The sequence below is a fragment of the Bacteroides zhangwenhongii genome, from assembly GCF_009193325.2.
GTDB classification, from domain to species: Bacteria; Bacteroidota; Bacteroidia; order Bacteroidales; family Bacteroidaceae; genus Bacteroides; species Bacteroides zhangwenhongii.
In genome coordinates this window covers 619,738-644,838 of record NZ_CP059856.1, presented here as the reverse complement: position 1 = coordinate 644,838, position 25,101 = coordinate 619,738, and the positions used below count along the sequence as shown (strand labels likewise).

Sequence of the window (25,101 nt, the reverse complement as noted above, 5' to 3'; positions counted from 1 at the left end):
TTGAATTACTGATGATTATGGACATAAAAGATTTTACGGAAATGATAAAGCGGAAACGTGACAGGCTGGACAGTATGATGCGCCGCAAAATGCCAGTCATGGTAGGACGAATGGCCAAAGACCATTTTCAGGATAACTTCCGGCAGGGTGGATTTGTCAATGGCGGTCTTCACCCTTGGCCCAAAGCCAAACGGCTGTCCTCGGGAGGTTTCGATGCCGCCAGCAATTATGGAACGCTGCTCTCCGGCAGGAAACATCTGTTCAAATCGGTCGGATATACACCTGCAGACTACCGGGTAAGGGTATTCAACGAGGTGGTCTATGCACCCATCAACAACTGGGGCGGGGAAATCGATGTCACCGTCACAGACCGCATGAGGCGCTTTGCATGGGCCAAGTTCTACAAGGCTTCGGGAAAAAGAAAAAAAACCGGCACAGGGCAAAAGAAACGCGTCAAACGACGTTCCAAGCCGAAGGAACTGAATCCGCAGGCACAGTTCTGGAGGAACATGGCGCTTACCCAAAAAAAGAAACTGCACATCCGCATCCCGCAGCGCCAGTTCATGGGCGAAAGCGAAGAATTGAACCGGCGTATCCGGGAAAAGGTGGACCAGGAAATTACCAACATTTTAAACCAATAACGATATGGACGAAATTTTTATCGCAATCATGGAACAGATTGCACAGGAAATGCCGGAACTCTCTCTCATCGACGAGGACTACGGACAATTGGAAATGGGAGCAGAAGAAGACCAGTACCCGGTCACTTTCCCTTGTGTATTAATCGGAAATACAAACTCCGACTGGCACGACCTCGGATACGGGGCACAGAAAAGCGAATCCGCACTGACCGTCCGGCTGGCCATCGATTGTTACGACGATACAAGCTACGCATCCGGCACGTATGACAAGGTGAGGGAAAGGCAGCAGCTGGCCAAGAAATTATACAAGTCGCTGCAGTGTCTGCAATGCACGGACAACGCTTCGCCGCTGGTACGCGAGAAAAGCCGTTCGTATGCCATGCCGCATTACATCAAGGTCTATGAAATGACGTTCTCATTCACACTGCACGATGAATCGGCCATGCCGTCATCTTATGGGGAATAGTTCCAGCTGGGCGGCAGTCAGACGGGGGGCTTTCACCTTGGGAACAGGCTTCAGATTGTAGTCTGTTCCCTCACGTGATTTCCGGCGGATGATGGTCATGATACGTTCCTCGGATATAAAGAATTCGCGCTCCGACAACACTTTTAAAGCATCGTCGAACCGCAACCGCTGTATTTCTGTCCAATAGTAGTAACGACGGCATAGTGCCTCGTCACGCAGCTTGATCAGTTCTTTATCCCGTCCTTTGCCCATACATTTTATTTCTCTTACAAAAATAACTGATTTCCATCTATTTTAAGAACAAAAGCGCCGCAATTATAACAACTGCGGCGCTTTCTGTTTATAGGGTTAACGGGTTTCGGCTACAAACGGCAGAAACTGGGTTCAATGCGGGTCCATACGCCGTTTTCAGGGTTGCGGCGGCTGAAGTAGTAGTTGGTGGCATTGCGCTGCACTACATTAGCTTCCTTGAACAGGCGCATGATGTCTGCATACTCTTCATCGAACTTATCTTCCAGTTCATACAGCTTTGAAATGCTCTTGTAGTCCAGGTCGCCCATCTTGTTGCGCTCCAGCAGGGTCATGGCCATCTGATACATCGGATCATCAGAACCTTTCTCGCTGTTCTGCATGTAGCGCTTCAAATAGTCAATCAGACGGTCGGCTGCCATGTCGGCTCGTTCATCGAAGCCTTTCACCTTGTTGCTTTTCACTTCCAGACGGAAGTCTCCGTCCGTAATGGTATAGCTGCGCTGTTCGTCGCTTTTCACCTGGCCGTATTCCTTCATCACCTTGGTAAAGGCATCGGCTTCTTTTTCCAGCCATCCGCGGAACCCGGTCACGGCATTCACCATCTCAAGAACGTTGGTCTTTACTTCGTGCATAAACTCACCGCGTAATGCCTCGTAAGTTTCACGACGGGCGATGCGGTCTTCTTTCTCTTCTTGCTGCAGCTGGGCCATGAGGGCTGCTCGCTGTTCTTTACTCAGGGACTTGATGTCCACACTTTGATTGTTCTTTTCCATTTTAAATCATTTTAGTTGTTAATCAGCTATTACTTTGTCATCCTTCAGCAGCAAAGCGAATGTCCTGTCTCTTTCTGCTTTGGTTTCAAACTTCTTGTATGTCTTCCAGCCACCGTTTATGCCGGTACACATCTTTATCCTCGGGCCTGGATAATCATCCTTTCGTATTATACAGAACCCCGCTTTTATCAGCTTGTCTTGGTCATCTATCCTCATAATCATCCTGCTTTTCCGGTTCATCGTCTATCAGCATGGCCTCCCCATTGGCATACGCCCAGTCGGCCAGTTCGTTGAAAAACTCCGCTGCATCCTGGTTCTCCATATCGGATGTCGTAAGGGTCACGTCTTTTCTTATGCGCTCAAGCGCTTCATGTGCTTTTTTATCCATATTGCTCTATTTATCGGTTAAACCTCCTTTTCGTTGGATAGCCCGCAGTTTGATGGCCAGTTGTTCCAGCTCGGCTGTACTAACCTGAACAAAGGGCTTGCCGGCTATCCGGGGGTTGTTGCAGAATTCGTTCACCCGGTTCCAGTCGGTGGTGTCTATACCCAACTGTTGCATCAGCTTCAGGCAGACGCTGCGTTTCCGTCGCAGTTCCTCGCGAAGTTTCTGCCGCCATTCGTCTTGTCCGCTCAGTTTCTCCAGAGCAGTACAACAAACTTCATACTCCTTGGCCGTCATTTCCTTCAGACTGTCTGTCCGGTTCCACGTGTACTGCAGCACGATTTGTTTTTTGAATTCCTCCCGATCGCCCTGATAAGGCAGTTTGTTGAACAATGCATAGAACCGGGCGAAATTGGTTACTTCCTGTGCCATATCATCCTTTCACTTTTTTCTCCACTGAAAGAATTGCCAAACTTATCATCATAAGTTTTACAGACTGGCTGTCCTCTTCAAACAAATCAATATCCGCAACCACAGGCTCACCGCTCATGGTGTTCCATATTTGCTCTACCTCTTTCGTCTTCTTTTGATTCATCAAAAAGAGATACGCGTCATACTCGGAACGGTCAAATTCAAATACGACCTGAACTTTCTGTTTTTCTTCCATACATTCACTATTAAAAGGTTATTCAAACAATACTTTAATGCCACACGAACTGGCTACGTCAAGCTCCAGTTTGGCTCCCTTGCTCAGTTCCCAGTCCTTCAGCATGTAGATATAGTCACAAGCCAGCAACAGGGCAATGTCGGCCCGCATGTGGGCTCTCCAATGAGCTTCATCCGGCAATCCGTTCCTGAAAGGGTTTACAGGATCATAGCCTTGTGCCATCAGTTTCTCCTCGGCACGGCTGAAGGCTTCCTTGCGCTCATTCATATCATAGTGCGCGATGGCTCCGCTGATGTACACTTTCCCGGCACCGGTCGCTTCACCACGTTGAAAAGCCTTGTGTCGTTCCCACCGTTCCGGAACCACCACACTGTAGTTGCACGATTGGCAGCAGCAGCCTTCTTCTTTCACCGGGAACGGATTGTATCCGTAGCCCTCATACTCTTTGCCGCAGATGCAGCACACTTTCTTTTCTTCTTTCTTTTCCATCACTTCAAATCTTTAATGTTTATTTGGCAGGACGGATGCCATACCTGAATATTCCGAGCAAACATCACATCCCTGGTTTCTATCACTACGTGTCCCTTTGTCTTGGCCCTGCGCAGACGGAGGTCGCTTTGTATGTTACGTTCTACCCAATCGTCCACCACGGCCTCCGCTTCCTGTTCTTTCAGGAGTATCTGGTACAGCTTATTCTCCCATTCCATCATTCAAATAATCCTCCATATTATCGTCCTTCAATGTTTTGGCAGCACCTTCTTCCCATATCACGTAGGGCTCACCGGGCCGCTCCATAAAGCGGCTTTTGCACCAGGCTTTGAAACAGCTTACCATGATTTTCACATCGGCATCATATTCCACCTTGCGGGCGCTTCTACCTGCCGGATGAAGCCCCTCGGCATGGCTGATGAAGATAAACAGTTTCTTGGGATGACGTTCCTTGAACTCCTTGTAGGTTTTGTAGTTCAAGCCGCTGTATTGGAAGCTGTCGATAATCACGATTCCGGGACTGCCTCTGCGCCGTAACCGTTCCTCCAATTGCTCCATCGGTTCCTGGTCAAGGATAATCAGCTTCTTTTTCACTTCACCCATCTTGTGCCGTTTCAGGCTCATCTGGAACGACAAACCGGTACTTTCTTCCAAACTGTCATAAATTACGCGTCCGAAGCTACACAGGTACTTGGCCAGCTGCATCACAAAGCTGCTCTTACCGTTTCCGCTGGCTCCCCAAATAATCCACACGCCGCTCTTGGCCGGGTTGCCTATCGAGGTTTGCCAGTCCCCGGAAAACTCGAACCGGGGAATCTTCATGTTCAGCACCTCACCGGGACTGTAGGCTCTCTTCAGTTTCACGGTTACCTCCTTTCAATTCTTCAATAAGAGCATCAGCATAGTCCACAGCAAGTCTGGCAACTTGTTTTATAGACATTATACCTGATGAATTGCTTCTTACTACCGGAAGCATGCTTTTGGCAATTTCATATCTGCGCTGTTCCCAGTCTATCTCATTCGCTTTTCTCATCTCGCGATGGATACCGATAACAGCATCCATCGCTTGCATTTCTATCTTGCTTATCATGCCTGCATCCTCCTTAATTTTTCGATTTCGGTATATACGCGCCGCAAGCCGCCTCCGGTGCTATGAACAATCTTGGCAATGTCGGCACCGTCCGGGGCATTGATTTTTGCGACGATGGCAGCCTGTGCCTTCAGAAACTTTTCGCGTTCCTGCGCATCGTCCGGGGTCACCTTGCTGTAGGAGTCACCGTAGCGGCTCAACATTTCGGTATAGCCCACCTTCTTGCCTTCGATGGCGCGGTTGATCTTCTCCTTTAATCCGTCGGCACCCATCATATACCAGGCACAGCAGCGTTCCGTAGCGTTCCAAAGCGCCTTTAACTCCAGGAAGGCTTCATACTGCAGGTCCCCGGCTTCATCCAGGATAACCAGGGGCGTATCAATCGTGCGCAGGTAGGCCACCAGATCCTCATACACGTCGCTATAGCGTCCGTTGCTGGTCACACCGAATTCCTTGGCAATGTAGCGTATCAGCTTCAGTTTGGTCTTCACCTGGCTGCAGTCCACATATACGGCGTGCTTGTGCTGCTTCACGTAAGCTTTCGCTGTAAAGGTCTTGCCGATATTGGGCATATCGCACAGGATGGCACTCAGCCCGCTTCCCTGGCACACTTCCAGCTGCTTGCTCACAAACACGTAGGTCGGGGTCTGTGCTGCCAGCCAAGGTATTTCTGTACGCAGTTGCACGCCTAATCTTCGGGCTATACCTACCCAGTTGGCATCACTGACCTGCTTTTCATAATTGCCCCGCTTGATGGCATTGTAAACGCTGGGGGCTATGCCCAGTGCCGTGGCATGGCGGTTGTCACTGGGATAATTTTCACGGTCGGTGGCTATCGCTGCCACAATACGTTGCTTTACTTCATTTGTTATTTCCATTTGAATGCTGTTTTAAATTCGTTCTAACGTCGTTAATTATATCTTGGCTACTGCATCATGCTCGAAGGCACTGATGTCCATATAGGCTGAGTAATCTTCTTCCTCGGCTTGTGCAGGAAGGGGAACGGCTTCCGCCTGTACCTCTGTTATCAGCTTTGCTTCCTCTTTGGCAAGGATGCCCACACGCTTGATCTTGCCGTCCTTCATCATCTTGTCGAATTGAGCTACATACTTGGACTGTTCGGTATAGGCTGCCTTGTCGTACTCGGTCTGCTCGGCTGTATTCTCATTGTAACGGGCTACGGGCTTGCAGGTGGCGATATATCGTCCGTTCTGGTAGATATATACCTCGTTGATGGTTCCGTCGGCATCGGGCAGATAATAGGCATCTACCTTGTAGTTCCTCGGCTCCAGCTTTTCGATGATTTCCGGGCTGGGCAGTCCGTATTGGTTGTACATCACCGTGCAGTAGGTGTTCTGCCGGATGGTTGTTTCGGTGTGCTGTCCGATGAACCGGTAAAGAACGGCCTTGTCCCAAGGTGCAAGGTTCGGGTTCTGATGGGCGCAAAGCACATCCCAACGGCTCATGCCCGGATAGCGCTTTTGGTTGGGGTGAGGCTGTGCGTTGAAGGTCTCAATGGCGCGTATATCATCGGCTACCAATTCTTCATAACTATAGGTCTTCACCTTGTAGGTGTTGTTCTTTTCGTCATACACCTTTTCTTCCTTCGGGCGGTTGGCCTCCAGCTTGGCATACCATCGGCCGATACCTACCTGCGTGCGTTTCTCCACACCGTATTTCTTTTCGCGGTTCTTGTGCTCGGCACGTTTTTCACGCGAGTTCCCGGGGTTACACCAGCGGATCAGGGGGAAGACGGTACCGGCTTGCATCAATCCGTCGGCAAAGTCGCTTACCAGGTGGTGTTCCACTTCTAACTCGGCGGGGATATACATGCCGTTCCGGTCCAGGGTCTGGAACATGTTTCGCATGCAGTCTAAAAATAACTCGGTAGTCTTGTACCGGTTGTAGGCATATCCCACCACAGCACCGCTCACCACATCGTAGGCATAATAGGCTTTCACTCGGTTGCCATCCTTCATTGGGCGCGGCAGGTCGCGGTCGTCAAGAGAAACCTTACTCAAGGAATATTCACCGATGCTGCGCAGATGATAAGGACGGTAGGCATTGTTGAAATCCCATTGGCTCATGTGCAGCTTACCGCGAAGGGCCTTGTTCTTGGGGTTGTTCAGGTAGTTGGCTACTGTGGCCGGGCTCAATACCAGCGGATTTCCATCCTTGTCGGTAAAGTCTGCCGGATTCAACACCTCGCCGGTTTCGGGGTCATATAGCTCCAGTTCTCCTTGCACAAATAGATTGTACTGTTCCCACACGGTGGTATTGAAGGGCTGCTCCGGTTGGGCATCGATGCTCAGCAGCAGGCGTTCAATGTCATAGGTCACTTTCCGGCGGTTCTGGTTCATGAACTTGCGGCTGATAAGGCTTTCATAGCCGTTGGCCTTGAAGTCATTCACACGCTTCTTGAAGCGGTTGGAACTGACAGGCAAGGTATGTCCGAACTCTGCTTGGTAGTAACTGATGGCTCCTGCCAGTTCGCCCCAGTTCACCGGCCCGGCCTTCATGGCCTTTCGCATAAACGTGGCATCCTCCATGGCACGCATCACTGCCTCAATTACCGAAGCGTTTACCGTATATTCTTGGATGTGTTCCGGTGGCAGTGTATCTCCGTTGTCAAAACGGAACCGGGTGTAAAATTCCCGGGCTTTCGCATCGATGTGGTAATGGCTGCCGAGCCAGTTTCTTATTACGTCTTCTTTCATATCTCCGTATTTTAGTTTTATCCTTTCCTGAAACCGTAGGGGCATGGTGGCTATTTCTACCAAAACGTAACCTCCCAGACCTCTTCCGGATCGAACTACATTGATTTTCTCCTTTGCCGCTAACTTCTTGTAATTGGGTATCGACATGATGGGAGCAAGTTCTTCTTCGGAAAGAGTGGAAGGATGAACTCCTTTCAGCGTGCGGCTTCTGCTGTAGTCTGCCTTTCCGTTCACCATCACCGGTCGGTCATCGTAAGTCAGGTCATTGTAGGATATGCACAATATCTTTCCATAATACTCCATTTCATTTCTATTTATAAGGCAGATGCCATCTGTTGGGTCTCGTGCTGCAGCTGCATGAAATCCGATACAAATTCACATTGGTAGGTTTCAGTCCGTTTTCCGTCCACGTACACATCCACATCATTGGTCTTTCTGTGGACCACGAGTTTTACACGGGGACCGAAAGTGCAGGTCATGGTCTTCTCGCACTCCTCGAAGGTGGTTTCGCAGTTCGGGATGAAGTTCCCGTCAGTCAGTTTGCCGCCTCGCTTCAGGGCAAGAGTGCGTATCCGGCGCGCCTGATCGCTGTCACGGACAAAATTCAGTGCTTGCCACACAGCCTGACGGCTGCATCCGAATGTCTTCATCAAGAAGGTCTTGGTCTCGTTATCTGTCAAAATCTGCTTTCTCATATCGTCATACTTTTTAATCGTTATCGTTCGTTCAAAGGTTTTCAACGGCTTCCGCTATTTCCTAATCACCCGTCAGTATTTCATGAAGGCGTGTCCCTTTCTGCAGTTCTTCGACCAGCACCTGCATCGCTTCCTCACACACACAGCTCACATTCTCTATCACCCGGTAGGCATCCGAGTTGCTTATCTCATCCTCCGTCATGAATTGTCCAGCCAGCTCCATCGCCTGGTCGGCAATATTCTGCGTATGTGCCGTACTGCCTGTCATCGTGCGCAACTTCTGTTTGAACAGACTCTCTGCTGTTCTCGGATTGAAATTCTTTGCCATAACTCTAAATTTTAAAAGTTTATATCGTGGGGCGCGGGGAATCGAACCCCGACGGCTTTCTACGCTTTCTCATTTTCGATTTACCAACTCTCCGGCCGTGCCTGCCGCCCCTGCCCGTCTTTCCGGGCTGCCAGTTATCCGGCAATCTATTTGCCCTCTTTTTTCTTCAGCTCTACCTGTCGAATAGCGCCCAATACCGTATTCTCCAGACACAGACAAGTCATATAAACTTCATCCCCGAATCGCACCTGCGGGTCGGGTGCAGCTGATTTCATTTCACTGGTTATATCAACCAAAGCATTTATAAGGCTATCCAGCGTTTCCGGCTTCACCTTCATAATCAATTCTTCTTTCATTAACTTTAATCCTTAAAATTCGCTAATCACACGCCTTTTTTGTATATTTGGCGCGCTGTTTACATCTTAAACACGCTGCAAATATAGTGATAATTTTCAACCCTCGAAATAAAAACGGGGATAATTTTCAATTATGGGCAATATTTTATCAAGAATACAAGAAATAGCCTCCAATGAGGGGATAACTATTGGCGCCATGGAAAGAACTATTGGCGCAAGTAAAGGCGTGCTTTCAAGAGCAATCAATAACGGGACCGACATTCAAGCCAAATGGCTTAGTATAATAGTTGAAAATTATCCCCGATATTCAACAGGATGGTTGCTTACTGGTGCAGGTAGCATGTTGAAAGATGATTTGAAAGGCATTCAAACAGCAGACGAAGCCAATCCTTCGACTCTGCCTACAACATCTATGAACCCATCTGTCGGCACACCATACTACGATGTTGACTTTATTGGGGGATTCGATGAGGTGTTCAACTCTCAGGTAAACATACCCGCCACCAACATCGTAATAAGGGGATTCGAAAAAGCCAGCCTCTGGTGCAATGTCACCGGCCACTCCATGGAGCCCAAAATAAACCATGGCGACATCATTGCCCTTCGTCAATGCACACTCAACGACATCCAGTATGGCGAAATCTACGCAGTGGTACTGGACACCATCCGTACCATTAAAATCCTGCGCAGGTCTCCGGATCCAGGCAAACTGCGCTTCATTCCTATCAATACAGAGGATTATGATGAGCAGGAATTCGACAAATCGCGCATCGTGAATGTCTTTGAGGTCATTGGAAGCATCAGCAAATTCTTCTAATGAGGAAGCACATGCGTCATATCACCCAACAGGCACAATAAGACGCACGCACACACTTTTAGAGGCATTTACAGGGCATAAGGAAGTAAAACAGCTGTATATCAAAGGCTTCACGCTATATATATAATGTGTATCAATAAAATAAGTGTCGTTTTTCCTATCTGAAAACAGAGAAAAACGGCACTTGCTTTCATTTATAACATAGTTTCCTATTTCGGGCGTACCCTCTGAGAACTGAAAAAGTAACCCCTAAAGTAACCCCTAACTTAAAGAAGTAGTAACCCCTAACAGTAACCCCAATAGTAACCCCTAACCAAATAAAACCAACCGTAGGGGCATAAAAAAAGGGAGCCATAAGCTCCCCAATCAGCATTCAAAGAAATAACGCCTACAAGCCTTTCTAACGGCGCTATTATATCGTTCTAACCATTCCCTTACTACCACCCGAGATGAGCGTAGATTGCTTAATTATAGCCTTTTTCGTGCATATTGTGCCGTTACCAGACAGCCCGGCATGAAGCAGGTAATTCTTGGTTGCCCCCACCTGATCTGCCGTCAGAACCGTATAAACAGCCGATATACTGCTGAAATACCAATCTTTCTGCTTCGTCCCGTCTATTTTATGCAGCAAATGCACATGAATCACTTTTGCCATATTCGTTTCTATTATGCTGCAAATATACCAAATAATACTTATTTGGAAGAATTTTAAGGCAACATCTTTAAAAATAGGCACAAAAAAACGGCCACACAGCCGTTCACACCATCATATAACAAAATCCATCAACCCAGCCATAAAACGGCCACACAGCCGAAAATAAAACCCTTCCAGGCCGTTTTAGCCCCATCTGCAAGCCCGATGTAAAGCAATCCCCCGAATATCCGAAGAAAAGCCCCTCAAACGTAAAGCAGATGTAAGCCATGTAAAGAGAAAAACCGCTTCGAAATATTCAGCCCATTTTCCCGATCATGCCTAAACCCTTTGGTTTTCAAAACCTTTCGCCCATTTTTCCCGACCATTGAAAAAACCGCTTCGTTCTATGCCCCATAAATGCGCCTAAAATGAGGTATGGAAAGCCAAAAATATTTTTCCGGTTGCTATGCCCGCTTTCTTTGTCGTCTGTCGCATTCTGCTCATCCGTATTAATTTCCGGTAAGACAGAATAACGGATACCGATTCCTGCTAATAAAAGCAGCACTCCTAGTATAGCGTACGGAACGATAACACGTTGTATCAGCTCGTTAAGCATGGCATTTTGGGTTGTTGCATCCAATGTACCCGATTCTATCAAGGCAAAAAGTTCACTGTCATCTGCTTTCAGAATCAGTGCAGCGAAAATGAGAGGAGAAATGATTCCGGCAAATTTGTTACATATCCCCATGATACTGATACGCCGGGCAGCACTGTCAATCGGACCGATAATGGTTACGTATGGATTGGCTGCTGTTTGCAGGATTGCCAAACCTGTTCCTATGGAAAACAAACCGATCAGAAAGATCTCGAATTGTCGGGCTAAAGCGGCCGGAACGAATATGAAAGCCCCCAATGCGGTTAGCATGAAGCCGTACATAATCCCTCGTTTGAAGCCTACTCTCTTTAACAGCACTCCTGAGGGAACGGCCATTACAAAATAGGCAATATAGAAAGCAAATGCTACAAAATAGGATTCGAAATGTGTCAGTTCGCAAGATATACGGAAATAAGGAATAAGTATGGAATTGACCCAAGAGACAAATCCAAAAATAAAGAACATTCCGGCGAGAATGGCTATTGAAATGTAGTAGGTCTTTTTATTTGAGGTATTATTGTTTTCCATTATTATAGATAAATTAGTTTACAGGGTTTTCTTATTTTCTATTTGCAAAGTTAGGTATGTAGAAGTGATGTTTTTAGAAGAAAAGCGAAAAGCTATATTCAAAAAACGTATTCTTATTGAAACAAATTCTCATTGTTTTAATTGACTATTTAAGAAATATATGATGTCATTGATATAATTAGTAGCAATATAACTATATTGTGCATGCCCTTTGCCTTCTAGTATTTGGAATCTGGAAATTGTGTCACCTATGTTTCTCATCCGTTGTTGGATGGCATGTCCATATTCAACACTGATAACATCATCGCAATCTCCATGAAATGTGAAAATAGGAGGTGCGGGGGCTGTGATCATACTTGGATTCTCCATAGCTCCCCAAAGATTAATAACTCCTTTTATTTTAATGAATGTAGGACATTCTACATAGGTCGTATGAAGGGCGGTTATTGCTCCGGCAGAGCCACCGCAAAGAAATACAGAATGAATATTCATGTTGTATTTCGTGGCATTCGTTTTCAGCCATTCCAATGCACTTATTGCATCCAAAGAAGCGTTCTTTATAGATTGTCTGATAAGTGGATGAAATTTGTGATTGACAGGTATTCCGTTTTTCATTTGCGATTCACATGATACCCCTTTATGGTGATGATATTTCATTGTGAGAAAATAGTTTATTGAGATAACGGCAAATCCCTTTTGAACAATAGCTTTGCAAATAGGATTAAGCCCGTTAGCCTCCACTTTATCTCCTCCGGTAAACCCTCCTCCATGTATGAATACAAAAACGGGGAATCCTTTCTTTGGCTTTTTTTTATCGGGTAGGTAAAGATCTAGCAGTCTGTCGGAAGAATGATCGTTTGGAGAAAGCTTTTTTCTTTGCAGCCCGTAGCGGATATCCTTGACGACTGTATAAGTTTGAGGCGTTCCCTGCTGTTTTTCCTGTGTTTCTTCAGCTTTTGTCATTGACAAAAATGCCAATAAAAAAATGTATATACACAATATTGCTTTTAAATAGCGATTCATAATGGATTTGTTAAAGTATAATCTTGATTCTACAGTTTTTCTAGCTTGAAATTTTTCTGTAATCTAATATCGCGGGAAGATGCACCAATCTGTATTGTAAAAGTGCCGGGATCTGCTTTCCAGCCTTTATTCTTAATATCATAATATTGTAGTGCACGCTTGGTTAGTTTAATCGTTACTCTTTGAGATTCCCCAGGTTGTAACGCTACTTTTTCAAATCCTTTTAATTCTTTCACTGGGCGTTGAACACTGCATTCCTGTTGATGTACATATAGCTGTGCAATTTCCTGGCCATATCGCTTACCGGTGTTGCTGACAGTGAAAGAAACATCGAAGGTATCATCTGCTTCATTCCATATCGGATTCATATCTAAATCTGAATATTCGAATGAAGTGTAAGAGAGACCGAAACCGAATTCGAATTGAGGCTTTATTTGGTATGTATCAAAGTAACGGTATCCTACCATGATTCCTTCTTTGAATCGGACGGTGTCATTTTTCCCAGGATATTCTCCAAAAATATGATCTGGCATATCTTCTAACTTTTTACACCAAGTTGTAGTCAGCTTGCCGGAAGGATTAACTTCACCTAATAAATTGCGTGCTAAAGCATTTCCTCCTTCCATCCCTGTAAAACTGCTGTAAAGTAATGCTGGAACTCGTTTTTGCCATTCTCCAAGTTCAATTGGACCTCCACTCGTTAATATCACTATTGTATTAGGGTTTACTTCAGTAATTCCATTTATCAGTTTATCCTGTTGGTATGGTAATTTAAGATTGGGTTTATCATATCCTTCACAGTCTGAACCATTCTCGTGATTAAGCCCTCCTACATAAATAACTAGATCTGCATTGGACGCAATGGAAATAGCTTCTTTATATAGAATCGGGTCGAATTTGTCAAATTCATTGGTAAACCAATGACCTATAGGATATACTTTATGATTGAGTTTATAGCCGGGAGCATATTCAATCTTGACTTTCCCATTGAAATAGTTGCGTATTCCTTCTAAAGGAGTAATTTCATATTTCGGTTTTAATTTGGTACTTCCACCACCGGCTGCGAATTTTTCTGTAGCATTGGCTCCTATGACCGCAACCTTCTTGTAAAGTGAAAGGTTCAGAGGTAATATATTATTGGAATTTTGCAATAGAATATATGATTCATCTGCTATTTTTAAAGCAGCTTTCTGGTGGGCAGGAGTGGCTAGTTTGGCCGCCATACCAGTGGTGTCATGGGATGTTTGTCCTATGATATCCAACCGAAGCATTAATTTTAATATATTACGAACCTTTTGATTAATAGCTTCTTCTGGAACTTCCCCGTTTTTTACTTTCTCCAATAAAGGGTTGGCTAGATAATATTCTTCAAAAGCATATTTTTTATTTCGCTTGACTTCTGTGCCCATTTCAACATCCATTCCGCACATTGCTGTATGAACTGTGTTATGCACGGCGTTCCAGTCGGATACTACCATTCCGTCAAAGCCAAGTTCCTTCCGTAGTAAAGTATCGAGTAGGTAAGAATTTTCCGTACACCATAGTCCACGTACTTTATTGTAAGCTGCCATTACAGATAGAGCACCTCCTTTTTGAATGGCTGCTTCAAAAGCTGGCAGATAAATTTCGTGTAGGGTTCGTTCGTCTACTTCGACACTAACTTTATATTGGTTGAATGCTTGACTGTTAAGCGCAAAATGTTTGACACAAGAAGCCACTCCCTGTGACTGTACTCCTTGTATATATGGAATAGCAAGTTCTCCACTTAAAAAAGGGTCTTCACTGAAATATTCCCAGTTTCTTCCATTTTGCAAAGAGCGGTGGATATTTACTCCGGGAGCCAGACTTACATGTTTGCCACGTGCTTTACATTCTGCTCCAAGAACTTCTCCATATAGTTTTGCCAAATCTCTATTCCATGTGGAAGCTAATGCCGTAAGAGCTGGCAGGTAAGTACATGAATCGTTGTTCCATTCTGCAGAAGTCCATCCGTCGGGAATAACTTCATGACGTACTCCATGTGGACCGTCGGAATATTGAAGGTCGGGAATGCCTAGTCGGGGTACTCCACCACTTGAGAACATTGTATTGCCATGTAACATTCCTATTTTTTCTTCTAAGGTCATAGCTGATAAAAGATTTTCGATTTGTTTATTCTCACAGGAAGATTTACTTCCTGTGAGACATGATGACAAACAAACGAGAAAACACAAACTATATGGAATTAATCTTTTCATTTTGTCAGATTTATACTTTAGTGATTTCTACTTTATTTTCTGCTTTCAAATTCTTGATATACTTCTGTTGGGATAGCATCTAACCAATATGGGTCCTGTACTAATTGCTTATATAATTCTAGTGCTTCGGGATCACTTTGGAGTCGTCGGTCTGAATTTTCAGTATTTGTATTTTCATGATTTTCCCAAATAACAGCCTTTACTCTCGGATATGCGGTTTTTATCTCAAACCATTCCCGTATCCATCGCTTGCGGTCACAACCGCCGGAATAACCTCCTTCGCTAATCATGATTGGCTTATCCGGAGAAATAGTATGTATATCCTTCATTAAAGTTAATGGATAACGTTTTTCTTCTGGGAAGGTTTCGCTTAATGATGGAGGATAGCAACTGACTCCCAACCAGTCTACATAAATGTCACCCGGATAGTAGTCTTTCATTTGGTTATCTGCAGTATTGGGCATACTGACACTGTTTGGGGACCAGACAAATACATTATATGCAGTTAAACCGAGTTGTTCAGCAATGTTGTACATACGCCTCCAAGCACGTACATAGTTTTTGGCATCTCTGAAATAAGATATCCATCCACCGTTCATTTCATTCATAGGACGAAACCATACAGGGCCCATGTCCTTCACAGACTGTGCTGTGACTTCAGTGAAGTAAGCTTTAAAAAAATCGTCCAGACTGCCTTGGGCAATAGGAGCTGACTTGGTGGGGGGAGTCCATCCATAAAGGAAGATACGTGATGTACCATTGAAGTTTTTACTCCAGTATTTTTCTCTTGCATCTTGCATTTCTGCAAAATTTCGTCCTTGCTCCATATTTTGATACCATAACATAATGGATAGCTGCTTCCCGACCATTTTTTCGAATAAGGTTACCGCACATGCATCAGTAATTCCTTCCCTGTCTTCAGGATCATAAGCGTATAATGGGCAGAAAGCACCATGGTAACAACCGTTTTTGGGAACGTATTTAGGATCTGTTTTATATTCTCCCATGACTTTGATTTCATCAATAGCTATTGCCACTCTTTCTCCAGCAGGAGGGACAAGAACTACTTTTACATATCTACATTCTGCTTTGTTTACAGGAATAGAACTCCAAATATGTTCTGTGGGTTCAACAGAAGTGAAGGTTGTACTATTAGGATTCTTTGTCCATGATTGATTATCTCTGCTGTAAGCTAAGGTGGCTTGTGAGGGTAGTTTCATACTGTAAAGCTGATCTGCAACGGCATGTATGGCAACCTCTTCGATTGTTCTTAAAGAACCAAGGTCTATCACTACCTCTACTGTTTGATTTTCCCAGCTAACAATGTAATCTTTAGGACTAGTACCGCCAATTTCCTCATCGGTCAGTTTACTTCCAGTACTCCAAGGAGTAATCGGGTATTGGTCTTGAAAGTTTTTGTGTGCCGTCGCATTCACTTTGTAAAATTTGCCGGCAGCAAAGTTTACTTTAGTTTGTACAATGGGTTCATCCGGTTGGTCAGGATTAAAGGTTACTTCTCCTGATTTGTAATCTTCAGCGTTGCAGGAAGCTAACGAGAGAATAAAAGCTGTGAAAATTATATTTTTGAGTCTCATATTTCTTGTTTTTCTGATTAATAATTACTGATCAATGCAATCATATTGTTTGCAAGCAACATATCCGTTAGCAAACATAAAGTAGACATATAGGTAATAACCGTCTTTGGAAGCTCTGAGAACCACATCACTGGCTCCTTCTGTATTCTGACCGTCATTTGCTATTCCACCGTATATTTTTGTTTCGCAGATTTCGATGGGAGTGGTTAGAGACTGAGTGCTTAAATCATACATATAGGCGATGTCACTTCCTGTTACAGCCCATGAGAAGCCATTGACTATTGTGTGGGCAACGTATGGAGTATTGTTAAATTCAATGTAATCTACAGCAGTGACAGGTCCATTGATTGAAGACGGCACTTCTTTTTTGGCTTTTATAGTATTGTCAGCGCCATTGAACCAGAGAAAATAACGTTTTTGGTCTACATCGTATTTGGCATAGCTAGCTAAGAAGTAATCGCTTTCAGTATTGCTTGGATCGGTGTAGATAATATCTGCTTGTTTGAACCAGGTATTGTAAACAAGAGATTTCATTTCAATAAATGTCGGAATTTGAGATTGCAGTACACCGTTTACTACCTGCCAACGTGCGAATTGAATTTTGCCATCTTTGTAGAATACGGGGGTTGTAATGAGTGCGTCTTTATCCAAGTTGCCTTGGATTGAGATGGACCATCCGAATCTTTCAGTTCCTGCTGTGACAGCTTTATAATCGATATATTTTTGGAATTGTCCATTTATACCGTTGGTTTTCCATACAGTAAACATAGTTGTACCATTAGGAGTATAATTACAGATAAGTATATTATTTGCATTGTCTGATGTCATGTAATAATTTCCGAAATCTCCTGTAACGGTGGTACTTATATCCATTTTACCGACAACTTCTCCGGATTGATTATTTAGGTAGATGGCTTCTCCATTACCTCTTTCATTGATGATGACGTAATCGTCAAGAATGCCCAAACTGGTTACTTTGTTTTTACTTGTAATTCCAATTTCAGATAATTTCTTTGCCCATAATAACTTACCACTGTTGGCACGAATGCCGGCTGCAATCTTATCAGGAACATTTTTCTTAATTGTATAGGTCAGGAAGTCTTTTCCGTTTTGAGCCACTACTTTTACAATTTGTTCTTGATCATAATTTAAAGACATATTTTGAAGATTGGGAGTACAAGTTGCTCCATGTGCTAATGTTATCTCGGCCACCTGTTCTCCAATGTCTGCTATGGAAATAATAGAAATGATATGGTTCTTTTCATCAATTACCCCCGTAAGCCCTTTTGACGGAATACTAAAGCGGTCTATGGTACATGCGTCATTTTTCCGGATTTCGGCTATGATTTTATATTTTTGGCTGGTATTTGCAGTTTGATCTTTTACTGTAATATAACAATCTTTTGTCAAGTCGAAATATCCCATTGACGGGGATATGATGATATTATTATCTACTTTCGCACTTAATTTGACTTTCTTTAGACATTCGTATGGTAATATATTATCAGATAATTTTGGATAATTATACGGAAAGACAATAGTTATAATTTGATTGGCGTAGTCAATCTCACCGGGAAAATTATTTTCCGTACTATACTCATAGGGGAAAGAAGCGGTGATACTATTTATTCCATAACGTTTTTCTGTATTGCTCGCTTCTTCGGGGCTATGGCAGGCACTGATTCCTGCGAAGAAAACGATTAGAACGATAACTAATACTATATTGTTTCTCATAATTATACTATTGGGGTTATTTCCATTCATCATATTGTTGAATCAGAGGGTTGTCTTTTAATTCTGCTGCCGGGACTGGCAATACATATTGTTTTTTTATAAATTTCCGGTCTTCTCCATCGCAATCTACATATTCATAGGTATTAGAACTTCCGGTAATTTTCAATCCATGTACGCGATAATTATTATACTCTATATGAGCAAGTTCCCAACGACGCATATCCCAAAATAGATGTCCTTCATAGGCAAGTTCTATTTTGCGCTCATTTCTATAGTCTTTAAACCATTCTTCTCCTGTTGATAATTTCTTTGGCAGATTAACATTTTTACGTTTTCGTACATCATTCATGGCAGATTGTGCCTCTCCAATTTTATTTAATCGATAGGCTGCTTCTGCTTTGTTTAATAAAACTTCGGCATATCGGATTTCCACCCAGGATTGAGAACTTTTGGTGTTTTCAATATCTGTTAATTTCTCATCCATAAGTTTTCTTAAAAAATATCCGGTTGTCGTTTTTCCATAAGTGTACACTTGTTCCCTATATGGAATGAAAACTCCGTTAGTTCCGTCAATGCTGCAATCCATCGTCTTGCCTTTCCATACAGAACCGCGATAAATAATAGTTGCATGAAAGCGTGGTTCTAGTTTGTCATAGGGAGGAGTTTCTGTTGTAGAACCGTGCCATTTCGACCAATCTACTTTTTTACCGTCTTTAGTTTCATACGCTTCCACCATTTCCTGGGTTGGAGTTCCTGGTGAAGCTTTCTCATAGCCATCACATGCCGGTACATAAAATTGGTCAAAGGTATGATTAGGACCGTTTTGCTTGTCATAGTCAAACTCTAGGATTGCTTCTTTATTGTTTCCTTTCCAAGCATCTTTGTAGTCATCCATTAAATCGTATTTATTTAACTTGATAACCTCATTCGCTGCGTCGTAAGCATCTTGCCAGCGTTTGGCATACAACATTGCTCTTGATTTAAAAGCATAAGCAGCTCCTTTTGTTATACGACCTTGATGATTGCTGTTCCATTCTTTGGGAAGATATTTAGCTGCGAAATCTAGGTCATCAGCTATAAATTGCCAAGTCTCTTCGGCACTACTGCGGGCTTTGCCGCCAACCGTCGGTAATGCATCGTATAGTATTACCCCTCCATGACGTTTTGCTAACTGAAAATATATAAATGCTCGGAAAAAACGGGCTTGTGCCTCCCAAATGTTATTTTGGTCATTAGAGAAAGTAGAATACTCTTTTTGTAAGGTTAGAAATTGATTTACTAGGCGTATATGCTCGTAAGCAGATCCGGAAACACCAGCCCATATGCTATATGAACAGCTTTCCGGAGAAATCATATTGGGATCCAATGCATAATTATTCGGAATCCCAGCTCTGGCGCCTATGGCATAGGAACCGTATTTTAGTGTTTCAGTCAGACTCTCAGTCAAACTTCCGGCAAACTGCACGTCACCAAATTGTCCATATTGGTGTAGGTATGGATAGAAACTATTTATGTATTTGTCAACTGATGCTTCGTCTTGCCAGACGATTTCGTCACTGACTGTTGATGTCTGTTTTACTCCGTCAAGCCAATCATTACAGGAACATAGAGTAAAAGCTAACATTAGCATTAAGCATGTATATGTTGATAATCTTTTCATATGAGTGTTTTTAGAAAGTTACTTTTAATCCCAATGTGTAAGTTCTTTGTTGCGGATAATATCCATTGTTGACTGCAGGAGATTCCGGGTCAATATTGTACTTGGATACCGCACTCCAAGTGAATAAGTTATATCCTTCTATATAGATCCGGAGTGCCTCTATTCCGGCAGGGGTTAACCATTTTTTAGGGAAGTTATAACCTATTTGTGCTGTTTTTAATCGTACATAATTACCGTTGCGATACCAAAAAGTTGAAGATATACTATTGTTGGTACTGCTAGGAGTAACTTCTAGGCGTGGAAAATCGGCATTCGGGTTTTCCGGTGTCCATGCATTTGCCACCAAAAAAAGAGGTGAATTTCCTCCTTGATAGAATGGACGGCTGAAAGAAGTGGCACCTTGTACCCATTTGGATCCTTCGGCTGTATACACTCCTGTCAAGGCGACACTACTACCAAGTCCCCATGAAAACAATAAGTCAAAATCGAATCCTTTCCAATTGCCGAATAAATTAAGTGAACCGGTATGTGTCGGTCTAGAACTTTTTCCAAAATATCCTTGGTCCTGTTCAAGAGTAATGATACCGTCTCCATTTAAGTCTTTGTATTTGATATAGCCGGGAAGTGCTTTGCGGTCTGGAAAAGTAGGAGAATCTTCGATTTCTCTTTCGCTTTGAAAGAGCCCTTCAGATATACACCCGAGTTTAGTCCCGATTTGTTTTCCGGTTAGTCTTTTATATTCTGGGGCATTGTCTGCATCACCTGCATATTTAAGCCATCTGCCATACGCATAAGACCAGATAAGCTTTGCTCCATAATTAAATGAATCTATTTTGTTATAATGTGTCAATGTTAGATCAAATCCTTTATAGTCTGCCTTGTCCACATTTCCTGTAGAAAAATAATATTTACCCATAGAGAGAGGATAAGAACCGGTGGTTTTTGATAATTTGTCATATTCATATTTGTAGAATACGTCTATTTCCAAGCCTAACAGCCCATTCCATAAAGTAGCATCCAGTCCAATATTATAATTTAAACATTGTGCCCAAGTCAAATTGGGATTGCCCAATACGGATGGATAGATGGACGACTGACTAGCTCCACCAATGACAACAGAATTTGCATTAACAGCCATTGTGTTTCTCCATTGAAATGCACTGATACCACTAGTTGCTGTTTTGCCGATACCTGCTCTTAATTTTAAATTGGTAATCCAAGGAATATGGAACCAATTTTCATTACTTACTCTCCAAGCCAATGAGGCACCTGGCAGAGTTACCCAGCGTTTATTCATTCCTCCAAACAGATAACTACCGTCATATCGTAATGAAGTTTCCAAATAATATTTGTCAGCGTAATTATAATTGATGCGTCCGACAAAACCTGCAACACGGGACTGTCCGCTTGCTCCATCTATGGTTGGGGCTTTATTTTCACCGTCACCTGTCAAATTAGTGATTTTCCCCAATTCATCCAACTGTAAATAATCTAATCCGTATCCAGTGGCATTAATTGAGTTCGTCTTTCGTTCTCGGGTCTCGGCAAGTAGCATGATACCTACTGTGTGTTTTCCGAACTGGTTGTTATAATTTACGCTTGTTTGAGTTGTGATATCATATCTTTTGGATGCGGCTTCTGCCAAACTTGCCGTATTTTTTAGTACGCCATAGCTCTTTTTGTAGGTAAGGTTGGTGGTGGTTGCATCAGGCATATTCATAAGCATCACTTCATAAGGCTTACTTAACATTTTACTCATCATATGCATCATATCATATGCACCTTGAAATTTAATACTTAATCCTTTTAACCAGGGAGCGTCGTATGTTAAGCTGAAATTGGATTGTATGTACGAATAGTTTTTCCTATTATATCCGGAATCGTAGATAGAGCCTAATGGAGAAACAGCAGAACCTGCCGCTAAACTAGCTACATTATATTCTTTTCCTTCAAAAGTATATGTTTCAGGCATATAGGGCACTGCCCAGATTGACTGAAGCGGTACATTCATATAGGCGTCTGGGTCTGCAGAGAAACGGGGCTCGTCTTTATCTTCTATGCGACCGGATATTCCTAAGGATAGGCTTAGCCCTTTTGTAATCTTTGCATCAATGTTAGACCGAAGGTTATATCTTTTATAATTATATTTGTCGATATTTCCTTTTTCTTCTAAATATCCGATTGAAGTAAAAAAATGTATTTTATCATTACCGCCAGAAGCTGATAGGTTGTGATGTTGCCGGGTACCTGTACCACACACTTTGTCATACCAATTTGTGTTTCCCCATCCATCAACACCCTCTCTCATTTTGCGAACCATTTCGGTAGTGAATATCTCACTGTCTCCTTGCATAACACGTGCTTTGTTATACCAATAAGCATACTCGGGACCATCCAGCCATCTCTGCTGTTCTGCATTTTGGCTGAAACCGATAGTTCCGGTATAGGTAATAGAAACTTTTTCAGATTTTCCCTTTTTGGTTGTGACAATAAAAGCGCCATTGGCATCTAAACCATAAACTGCCACAGAAGAAGCGTCTTTTAAAACAGAGATGGATTCTATTTCATTCGGGTCAATACCATTGAAATCTTCAGCAGTTCTTCTGATGCCGTCAATTACATATACAATTCCGCTTTGCCCGCGTACAGTAAGTGCCGCTTGGTCTGAACCAGGTTGTCCGCTTGCTTGCACTGCTGCAATACCGGACACACGTGAGCCTACCATGTTGCTGACGCTCATCGTTGGTGCTTTAAGTATTTCTTTGCTTGAAACACTGGAGACAGCACTGGTGAGGTCGGCTCGTCGTTGTGTTCCATAACCTACCACCACCACTTCTTCAAGGGATGCAATATCATCTTTCATGGTGATATTGATTTCTCGTTTGTTACCAATTTTAATCTCTTGGGTCAGCATTCCGATATAGGAAAAAATGAGTGTTTGGTTATGATTGGCATTGATTGTGTATTTACCATCAATATCGGTAATTGTACCAACATTAGTTGTCCCTTTGATAGATACAGATACGCCAGGTAATGGTTCATCATTACCATCTTTCACAAAACCTTTTATTACATTTTGCGCATAACTGTTAGTAATACACAAGAAGAATGTAATAACTAATAAGGTTAGCAACCTTGGGTTCCATCTGATTTTCTTCATTGCATGATAAATTTTTAAATATTAGATTTTTGATTTAAAAGATTTTTCCTCACAGTGATTCTTCTTTCGCTAATTAACGAAAACAAAGGTATGTTCTTTTAATAAGAGACTTAGGGGGAAAAACGAAAATCAATCTTCAAAAAACGAAATTTATAGTAGGCTACTCTTCTTTTGGCGATATTCAAGAGGTGAGCATCCTTTGTATTTCTTAAAGACGCGTGAGATATTATTATAATCCTTAAAACCTGCTTCTATGGCTAAATCGGCTAATGGGCGGTCGGTTGTGAGTAGTAAGTCTGCAAGATGATTACACCGGCAATTCAGTATATATTGATAGATGGAAGTGTTCAGTGCATTCTTGAATTTTACTTCGAAGTTTCTGCGGGATAGCGGAATGTTTGCAAGAAGGTTTTCTATAGTCAGGTCGGAATTATAATGACTATCTATATACTTCACCACCTCCAGGATATAAGGGTCTTTGATATTGTGCTTCTCCGTAGATTGTCGCAATTCGATGCGGATAGGGTTAATGACAATATTGAAAGTGCCCTCATGCTCTTTTTTTATTTGTTGATGAATAAGTCTGCCGATAGAATATCCACCTCTTTCTACTTCGAGTTCTATAGACGAAATGGGAGGGTCGGAGATATTACACATCAGTTCATCGTTATCCACGCCTAATAAAGCGATTTCTTCCGGAATCGGTATGTTTGTCATTCGGCAAGTTTCGGAAATGAACAGGGCATGTGCATCATCACAGCAAAATAAGGCAACAGGTTTGGGGAGTTCCTGTAACCATTGGCTGACTTCCATCCTTATTTCATCTTCCTGTTTATCAGATTCAAAACTGAAAAAGTCGCCTCCGATACGTTTCACTTCTTGGCGGTAGCCTTGACAGCGTTCATCGGACCAGACCACTCCTTTGATACCGAAATAGGCGAAATTCCGAAACATCCGTTTGGCAAAGAATTGAGCGGCCATCCTGCCCGTACCTTTATAATCGCCTGTCAGATTGGAGTAAGTAACGCTTCGGTGATGGTAGTTTTGCAATACAACAGGTATGTTCAGTTCTTTCTGCAAATCAATCGTATCATTGTTCCATTGCCCGATGATAGCATCCGCTTTCCATTCTTTGGCCCATTTCAAAATACCTTGTTCTCCATACATGGCACTGTAATAAGAAGGGAGGCGATAAAATAGCCAAGGGCCGTTCTCTTTGGAATATTGTACAAGACCTCGTAGCAGCTTTCTGTCGAACTCACTGGAATAGTCTATTAGCAGAAGTATTTTGATCATAGCTTTATATTTCTTACTTATATTGCAAGCATGGTGCAAATATAAATGAATATCTTTTGTTTTCCTATAATAAAGGCTTACTTTTGTAGAAAGAACAACTTGTATGACACCCGGATCTCGTGCTGTACGACATCCGGGTGTTGTTGTGCATGACATCCGGGTCTCGGTATGTATGACATCCGGGTGTCGTGCAACCAGTTATTGCTAAATAAATAAAGAAAGGAATATAAGCTTATGTCTATCCCTTATGTAGTGAGAAAGAAAGCGGATTTATCGTCCGGAGAGAGAAAAGAGTTATGGTATGGTGTGTCTAGTAAGATGCAACGAAGAGGCGGAGTGAAAAATAAAGAACTTGCAGTGCGTATGGCAAAGTCGACAGGTTTCCATCGTGGACAGATAGAAGGAATACTGTCGGAACTGGTTGAAAGTATTCAGGATTTGCTGTCTTCGGGACATTCGGTGACGATTGAGGGGCTTGGGACATTTCAGACGGCATTAACGAGTTCGGGATGTGAACTTCCGGAACAAGTGACACCAGGAAAGGTATCTATTTCGCGTGTGTACTTTGTTGCGAACTCCAAGTTCAGCCGGGAACTGAAGAGAACAAAGTGCATGCGTATACCTTTTAAATATTATATGCCGGAAAGTATGTTGACCAAAGAAATGAAAAAGGCGGATCGGGAAACGGAACTGGCGGAATTCGAGGTAGAAGAGCCGGAAATCGACGAATAATTAATTAAATATCCATATTGTTTTGTGAATTGAACGAAACTTGGCTATATTTGTTCAATGGTTAGAACAAAATGTTAAGAAAGTACTTGAATGTCGGCAATTATTGATAATAACATTTGATGACGAAGAACAGATTGAGCTAGAAGGATGTACGATCAAGGTAATACCGGT

The 25,101-nt window shown here is 42.9% G+C and carries 27 protein-coding genes and 1 pseudogene; 4 read left to right on the top strand and 24 right to left on the bottom strand.

The genetic code is table 11. From position 1 onward, the window contains the following. Nucleotides 1-17: 17 nt before the first annotated feature. Nucleotides 18-641 (top strand): hypothetical protein, encoded by a 624-nt coding sequence (locus tag GD630_RS02515; RefSeq protein WP_182505654.1) that lies wholly within the window; start codon nucleotides 18-20, stop codon nucleotides 639-641. Between the two features lie 4 nt (nucleotides 642-645). Continuing rightward, nucleotides 646-1,107, top strand: coding sequence for a hypothetical protein (locus tag GD630_RS02510; RefSeq protein ID WP_007562523.1), 462 nt, complete (start codon nucleotides 646-648; stop codon nucleotides 1,105-1,107). Here GD630_RS02510 and GD630_RS02505 read toward each other — a convergent pair. The 15 genes from GD630_RS02505 to GD630_RS02435 all read right to left on the bottom strand — a co-directional run bounded on the left by GD630_RS02505 (nucleotide 1,090) and on the right by GD630_RS02435 (nucleotide 8,859). Then, a complete protein-coding gene (locus tag GD630_RS02505) occupies nucleotides 1,090-1,359 on the bottom strand; it encodes a hypothetical protein (protein WP_007562525.1) in 270 nt (89 codons plus the stop codon). The two genes, GD630_RS02510 and GD630_RS02505, sit on opposite strands and share 18 nt — an antisense overlap. A 110-nt stretch (nucleotides 1,360-1,469) precedes the next feature. Beyond that, a complete protein-coding gene (locus GD630_RS02500) occupies nucleotides 1,470-2,132 on the bottom strand; it encodes a DUF3164 family protein (RefSeq protein ID WP_007751532.1) in 663 nt (220 codons plus the stop codon). 18 nt (nucleotides 2,133-2,150) lie between these two features. Beyond that, nucleotides 2,151-2,348 (bottom strand): hypothetical protein, encoded by a 198-nt coding sequence (locus GD630_RS02495; protein WP_007562529.1) that lies wholly within the window; start codon nucleotides 2,346-2,348, stop codon nucleotides 2,151-2,153. Then, a complete protein-coding gene (locus GD630_RS02490) occupies nucleotides 2,335-2,520 on the bottom strand; it encodes a hypothetical protein (RefSeq protein WP_007562531.1) in 186 nt (61 codons plus the stop codon). The genes GD630_RS02495 and GD630_RS02490 overlap by 14 nt, the downstream gene beginning before the upstream one ends. A 6-nt stretch (nucleotides 2,521-2,526) precedes the next feature. After that, on the bottom strand, nucleotides 2,527-2,949 hold the full coding sequence (locus GD630_RS02485) for a hypothetical protein (protein WP_007562532.1): 423 nt from the start codon (nucleotides 2,947-2,949) through the stop codon (nucleotides 2,527-2,529). Nucleotide 2,950: 1 nt separating this feature from the next. Next, on the bottom strand, nucleotides 2,951-3,184 hold the full coding sequence (locus tag GD630_RS02480) for a hypothetical protein (protein ID WP_007562534.1): 234 nt from the start codon (nucleotides 3,182-3,184) through the stop codon (nucleotides 2,951-2,953). Between the two features lie 18 nt (nucleotides 3,185-3,202). Beyond that, nucleotides 3,203-3,673 carry a DUF4406 domain-containing protein gene (locus tag GD630_RS21560; protein WP_007562536.1) on the bottom strand — a complete coding sequence of 157 codons (471 nt, stop codon included), beginning with the start codon at nucleotides 3,671-3,673 and terminating at the stop codon, nucleotides 3,203-3,205. Then, on the bottom strand, nucleotides 3,673-3,894 hold the full coding sequence (locus GD630_RS02470; protein ID WP_007751522.1) for a hypothetical protein: 222 nt from the start codon (nucleotides 3,892-3,894) through the stop codon (nucleotides 3,673-3,675). The genes GD630_RS21560 and GD630_RS02470 overlap by 1 nt, the downstream gene beginning before the upstream one ends. Then, a complete protein-coding gene (locus tag GD630_RS02465) occupies nucleotides 3,875-4,537 on the bottom strand; it encodes an AAA family ATPase (protein WP_143865086.1) in 663 nt (220 codons plus the stop codon). The genes GD630_RS02470 and GD630_RS02465 overlap by 20 nt, the downstream gene beginning before the upstream one ends. Then, nucleotides 4,506-4,763, bottom strand: coding sequence for a hypothetical protein (locus GD630_RS02460; protein ID WP_007751518.1), 258 nt, complete (start codon nucleotides 4,761-4,763; stop codon nucleotides 4,506-4,508). Before GD630_RS02460 ends, GD630_RS02465 begins: the two co-directional genes overlap by 32 nt. Then, entirely contained in the window at nucleotides 4,760-5,641 is an 882-nt protein-coding gene (locus tag GD630_RS02455) for an AAA family ATPase (protein ID WP_143865085.1), read from the bottom strand. Before GD630_RS02455 ends, GD630_RS02460 begins: the two co-directional genes overlap by 4 nt. 36 nt (nucleotides 5,642-5,677) lie before the next feature. Beyond that, on the bottom strand, nucleotides 5,678-7,783 hold the full coding sequence (locus GD630_RS02450; protein WP_032558185.1) for a hypothetical protein: 2,106 nt from the start codon (nucleotides 7,781-7,783) through the stop codon (nucleotides 5,678-5,680). Nucleotides 7,784-7,794: 11 nt separating this feature from the next. After that, complete coding sequence (locus GD630_RS02445; RefSeq protein WP_007758937.1) at nucleotides 7,795-8,175, bottom strand: hypothetical protein; 381 nt, start codon at nucleotides 8,173-8,175, stop codon at nucleotides 7,795-7,797. Between the two features lie 61 nt (nucleotides 8,176-8,236). Then, nucleotides 8,237-8,503 carry a hypothetical protein gene (locus tag GD630_RS02440; protein WP_143865084.1) on the bottom strand — a complete coding sequence of 89 codons (267 nt, stop codon included), beginning with the start codon at nucleotides 8,501-8,503 and terminating at the stop codon, nucleotides 8,237-8,239. A gap of 146 nt (nucleotides 8,504-8,649) precedes the next feature. Then, entirely contained in the window at nucleotides 8,650-8,859 is a 210-nt protein-coding gene (locus tag GD630_RS02435) for a hypothetical protein (RefSeq protein ID WP_117878785.1), read from the bottom strand. A gap of 133 nt (nucleotides 8,860-8,992) precedes the next feature. On the opposite strand from GD630_RS02435, the gene GD630_RS02430 reads away from it, so the two are divergent. Beyond that, nucleotides 8,993-9,676 (top strand): S24 family peptidase, encoded by a 684-nt coding sequence (locus GD630_RS02430; protein WP_143869356.1) that lies wholly within the window; start codon nucleotides 8,993-8,995, stop codon nucleotides 9,674-9,676. Between the two features lie 412 nt (nucleotides 9,677-10,088). Here the strand turns inward: GD630_RS02430 and GD630_RS02425 are convergent, their stop codons facing one another. The 9 genes and pseudogenes from GD630_RS02425 to GD630_RS02385 form a co-directional block, all read right to left on the bottom strand. After that, entirely contained in the window at nucleotides 10,089-10,331 is a 243-nt protein-coding gene (locus tag GD630_RS02425) for a hypothetical protein (protein ID WP_007751495.1), read from the bottom strand. Nucleotides 10,332-10,728: 397 nt separating this feature from the next. Further along, nucleotides 10,729-11,493, bottom strand: a pseudogene (locus GD630_RS02420) (MFS transporter); the annotation flags it as partial. Nucleotides 11,494-11,622: 129 nt separating this feature from the next. Continuing rightward, the gene (locus GD630_RS02415; RefSeq protein WP_143867378.1) at nucleotides 11,623-12,516 is read right to left on the bottom strand and encodes an alpha/beta hydrolase; all 894 of its coding nucleotides are present in this window, start codon (nucleotides 12,514-12,516) and stop codon (nucleotides 11,623-11,625) included. Nucleotides 12,517-12,545: 29 nt separating this feature from the next. Continuing rightward, a complete protein-coding gene (locus GD630_RS02410) occupies nucleotides 12,546-14,753 on the bottom strand; it encodes a beta-glucosidase (RefSeq protein WP_143867381.1) in 2,208 nt (735 codons plus the stop codon). 32 nt (nucleotides 14,754-14,785) lie between these two features. Continuing rightward, on the bottom strand, nucleotides 14,786-16,348 hold the full coding sequence (locus GD630_RS02405) for a glycoside hydrolase family 26 protein (protein ID WP_143867384.1): 1,563 nt from the start codon (nucleotides 16,346-16,348) through the stop codon (nucleotides 14,786-14,788). Nucleotides 16,349-16,372: 24 nt separating this feature from the next. Continuing rightward, the gene (locus GD630_RS02400) at nucleotides 16,373-18,082 is read right to left on the bottom strand and encodes a DUF5018 domain-containing protein (RefSeq protein WP_143867386.1); all 1,710 of its coding nucleotides are present in this window, start codon (nucleotides 18,080-18,082) and stop codon (nucleotides 16,373-16,375) included. Nucleotides 18,083-18,098: 16 nt separating this feature from the next. Then, entirely contained in the window at nucleotides 18,099-19,742 is a 1,644-nt protein-coding gene (locus GD630_RS02395; protein ID WP_143867389.1) for a RagB/SusD family nutrient uptake outer membrane protein, read from the bottom strand. Between the two features lie 10 nt (nucleotides 19,743-19,752). Next, entirely contained in the window at nucleotides 19,753-22,902 is a 3,150-nt protein-coding gene (locus GD630_RS02390) for a SusC/RagA family TonB-linked outer membrane protein (RefSeq protein WP_143867391.1), read from the bottom strand. A gap of 150 nt (nucleotides 22,903-23,052) precedes the next feature. Beyond that, complete coding sequence (locus GD630_RS02385) at nucleotides 23,053-24,198, bottom strand: XylR family transcriptional regulator (protein WP_143867394.1); 1,146 nt, start codon at nucleotides 24,196-24,198, stop codon at nucleotides 23,053-23,055. A gap of 234 nt (nucleotides 24,199-24,432) precedes the next feature. Here GD630_RS02385 and GD630_RS02380 point away from each other — a divergent pair, with 234 nt between their 5' ends. After that, nucleotides 24,433-24,930, top strand: coding sequence for an HU family DNA-binding protein (locus GD630_RS02380; protein ID WP_143867397.1), 498 nt, complete (start codon nucleotides 24,433-24,435; stop codon nucleotides 24,928-24,930). Nucleotides 24,931-25,101: the final 171 nt, after the last annotated feature.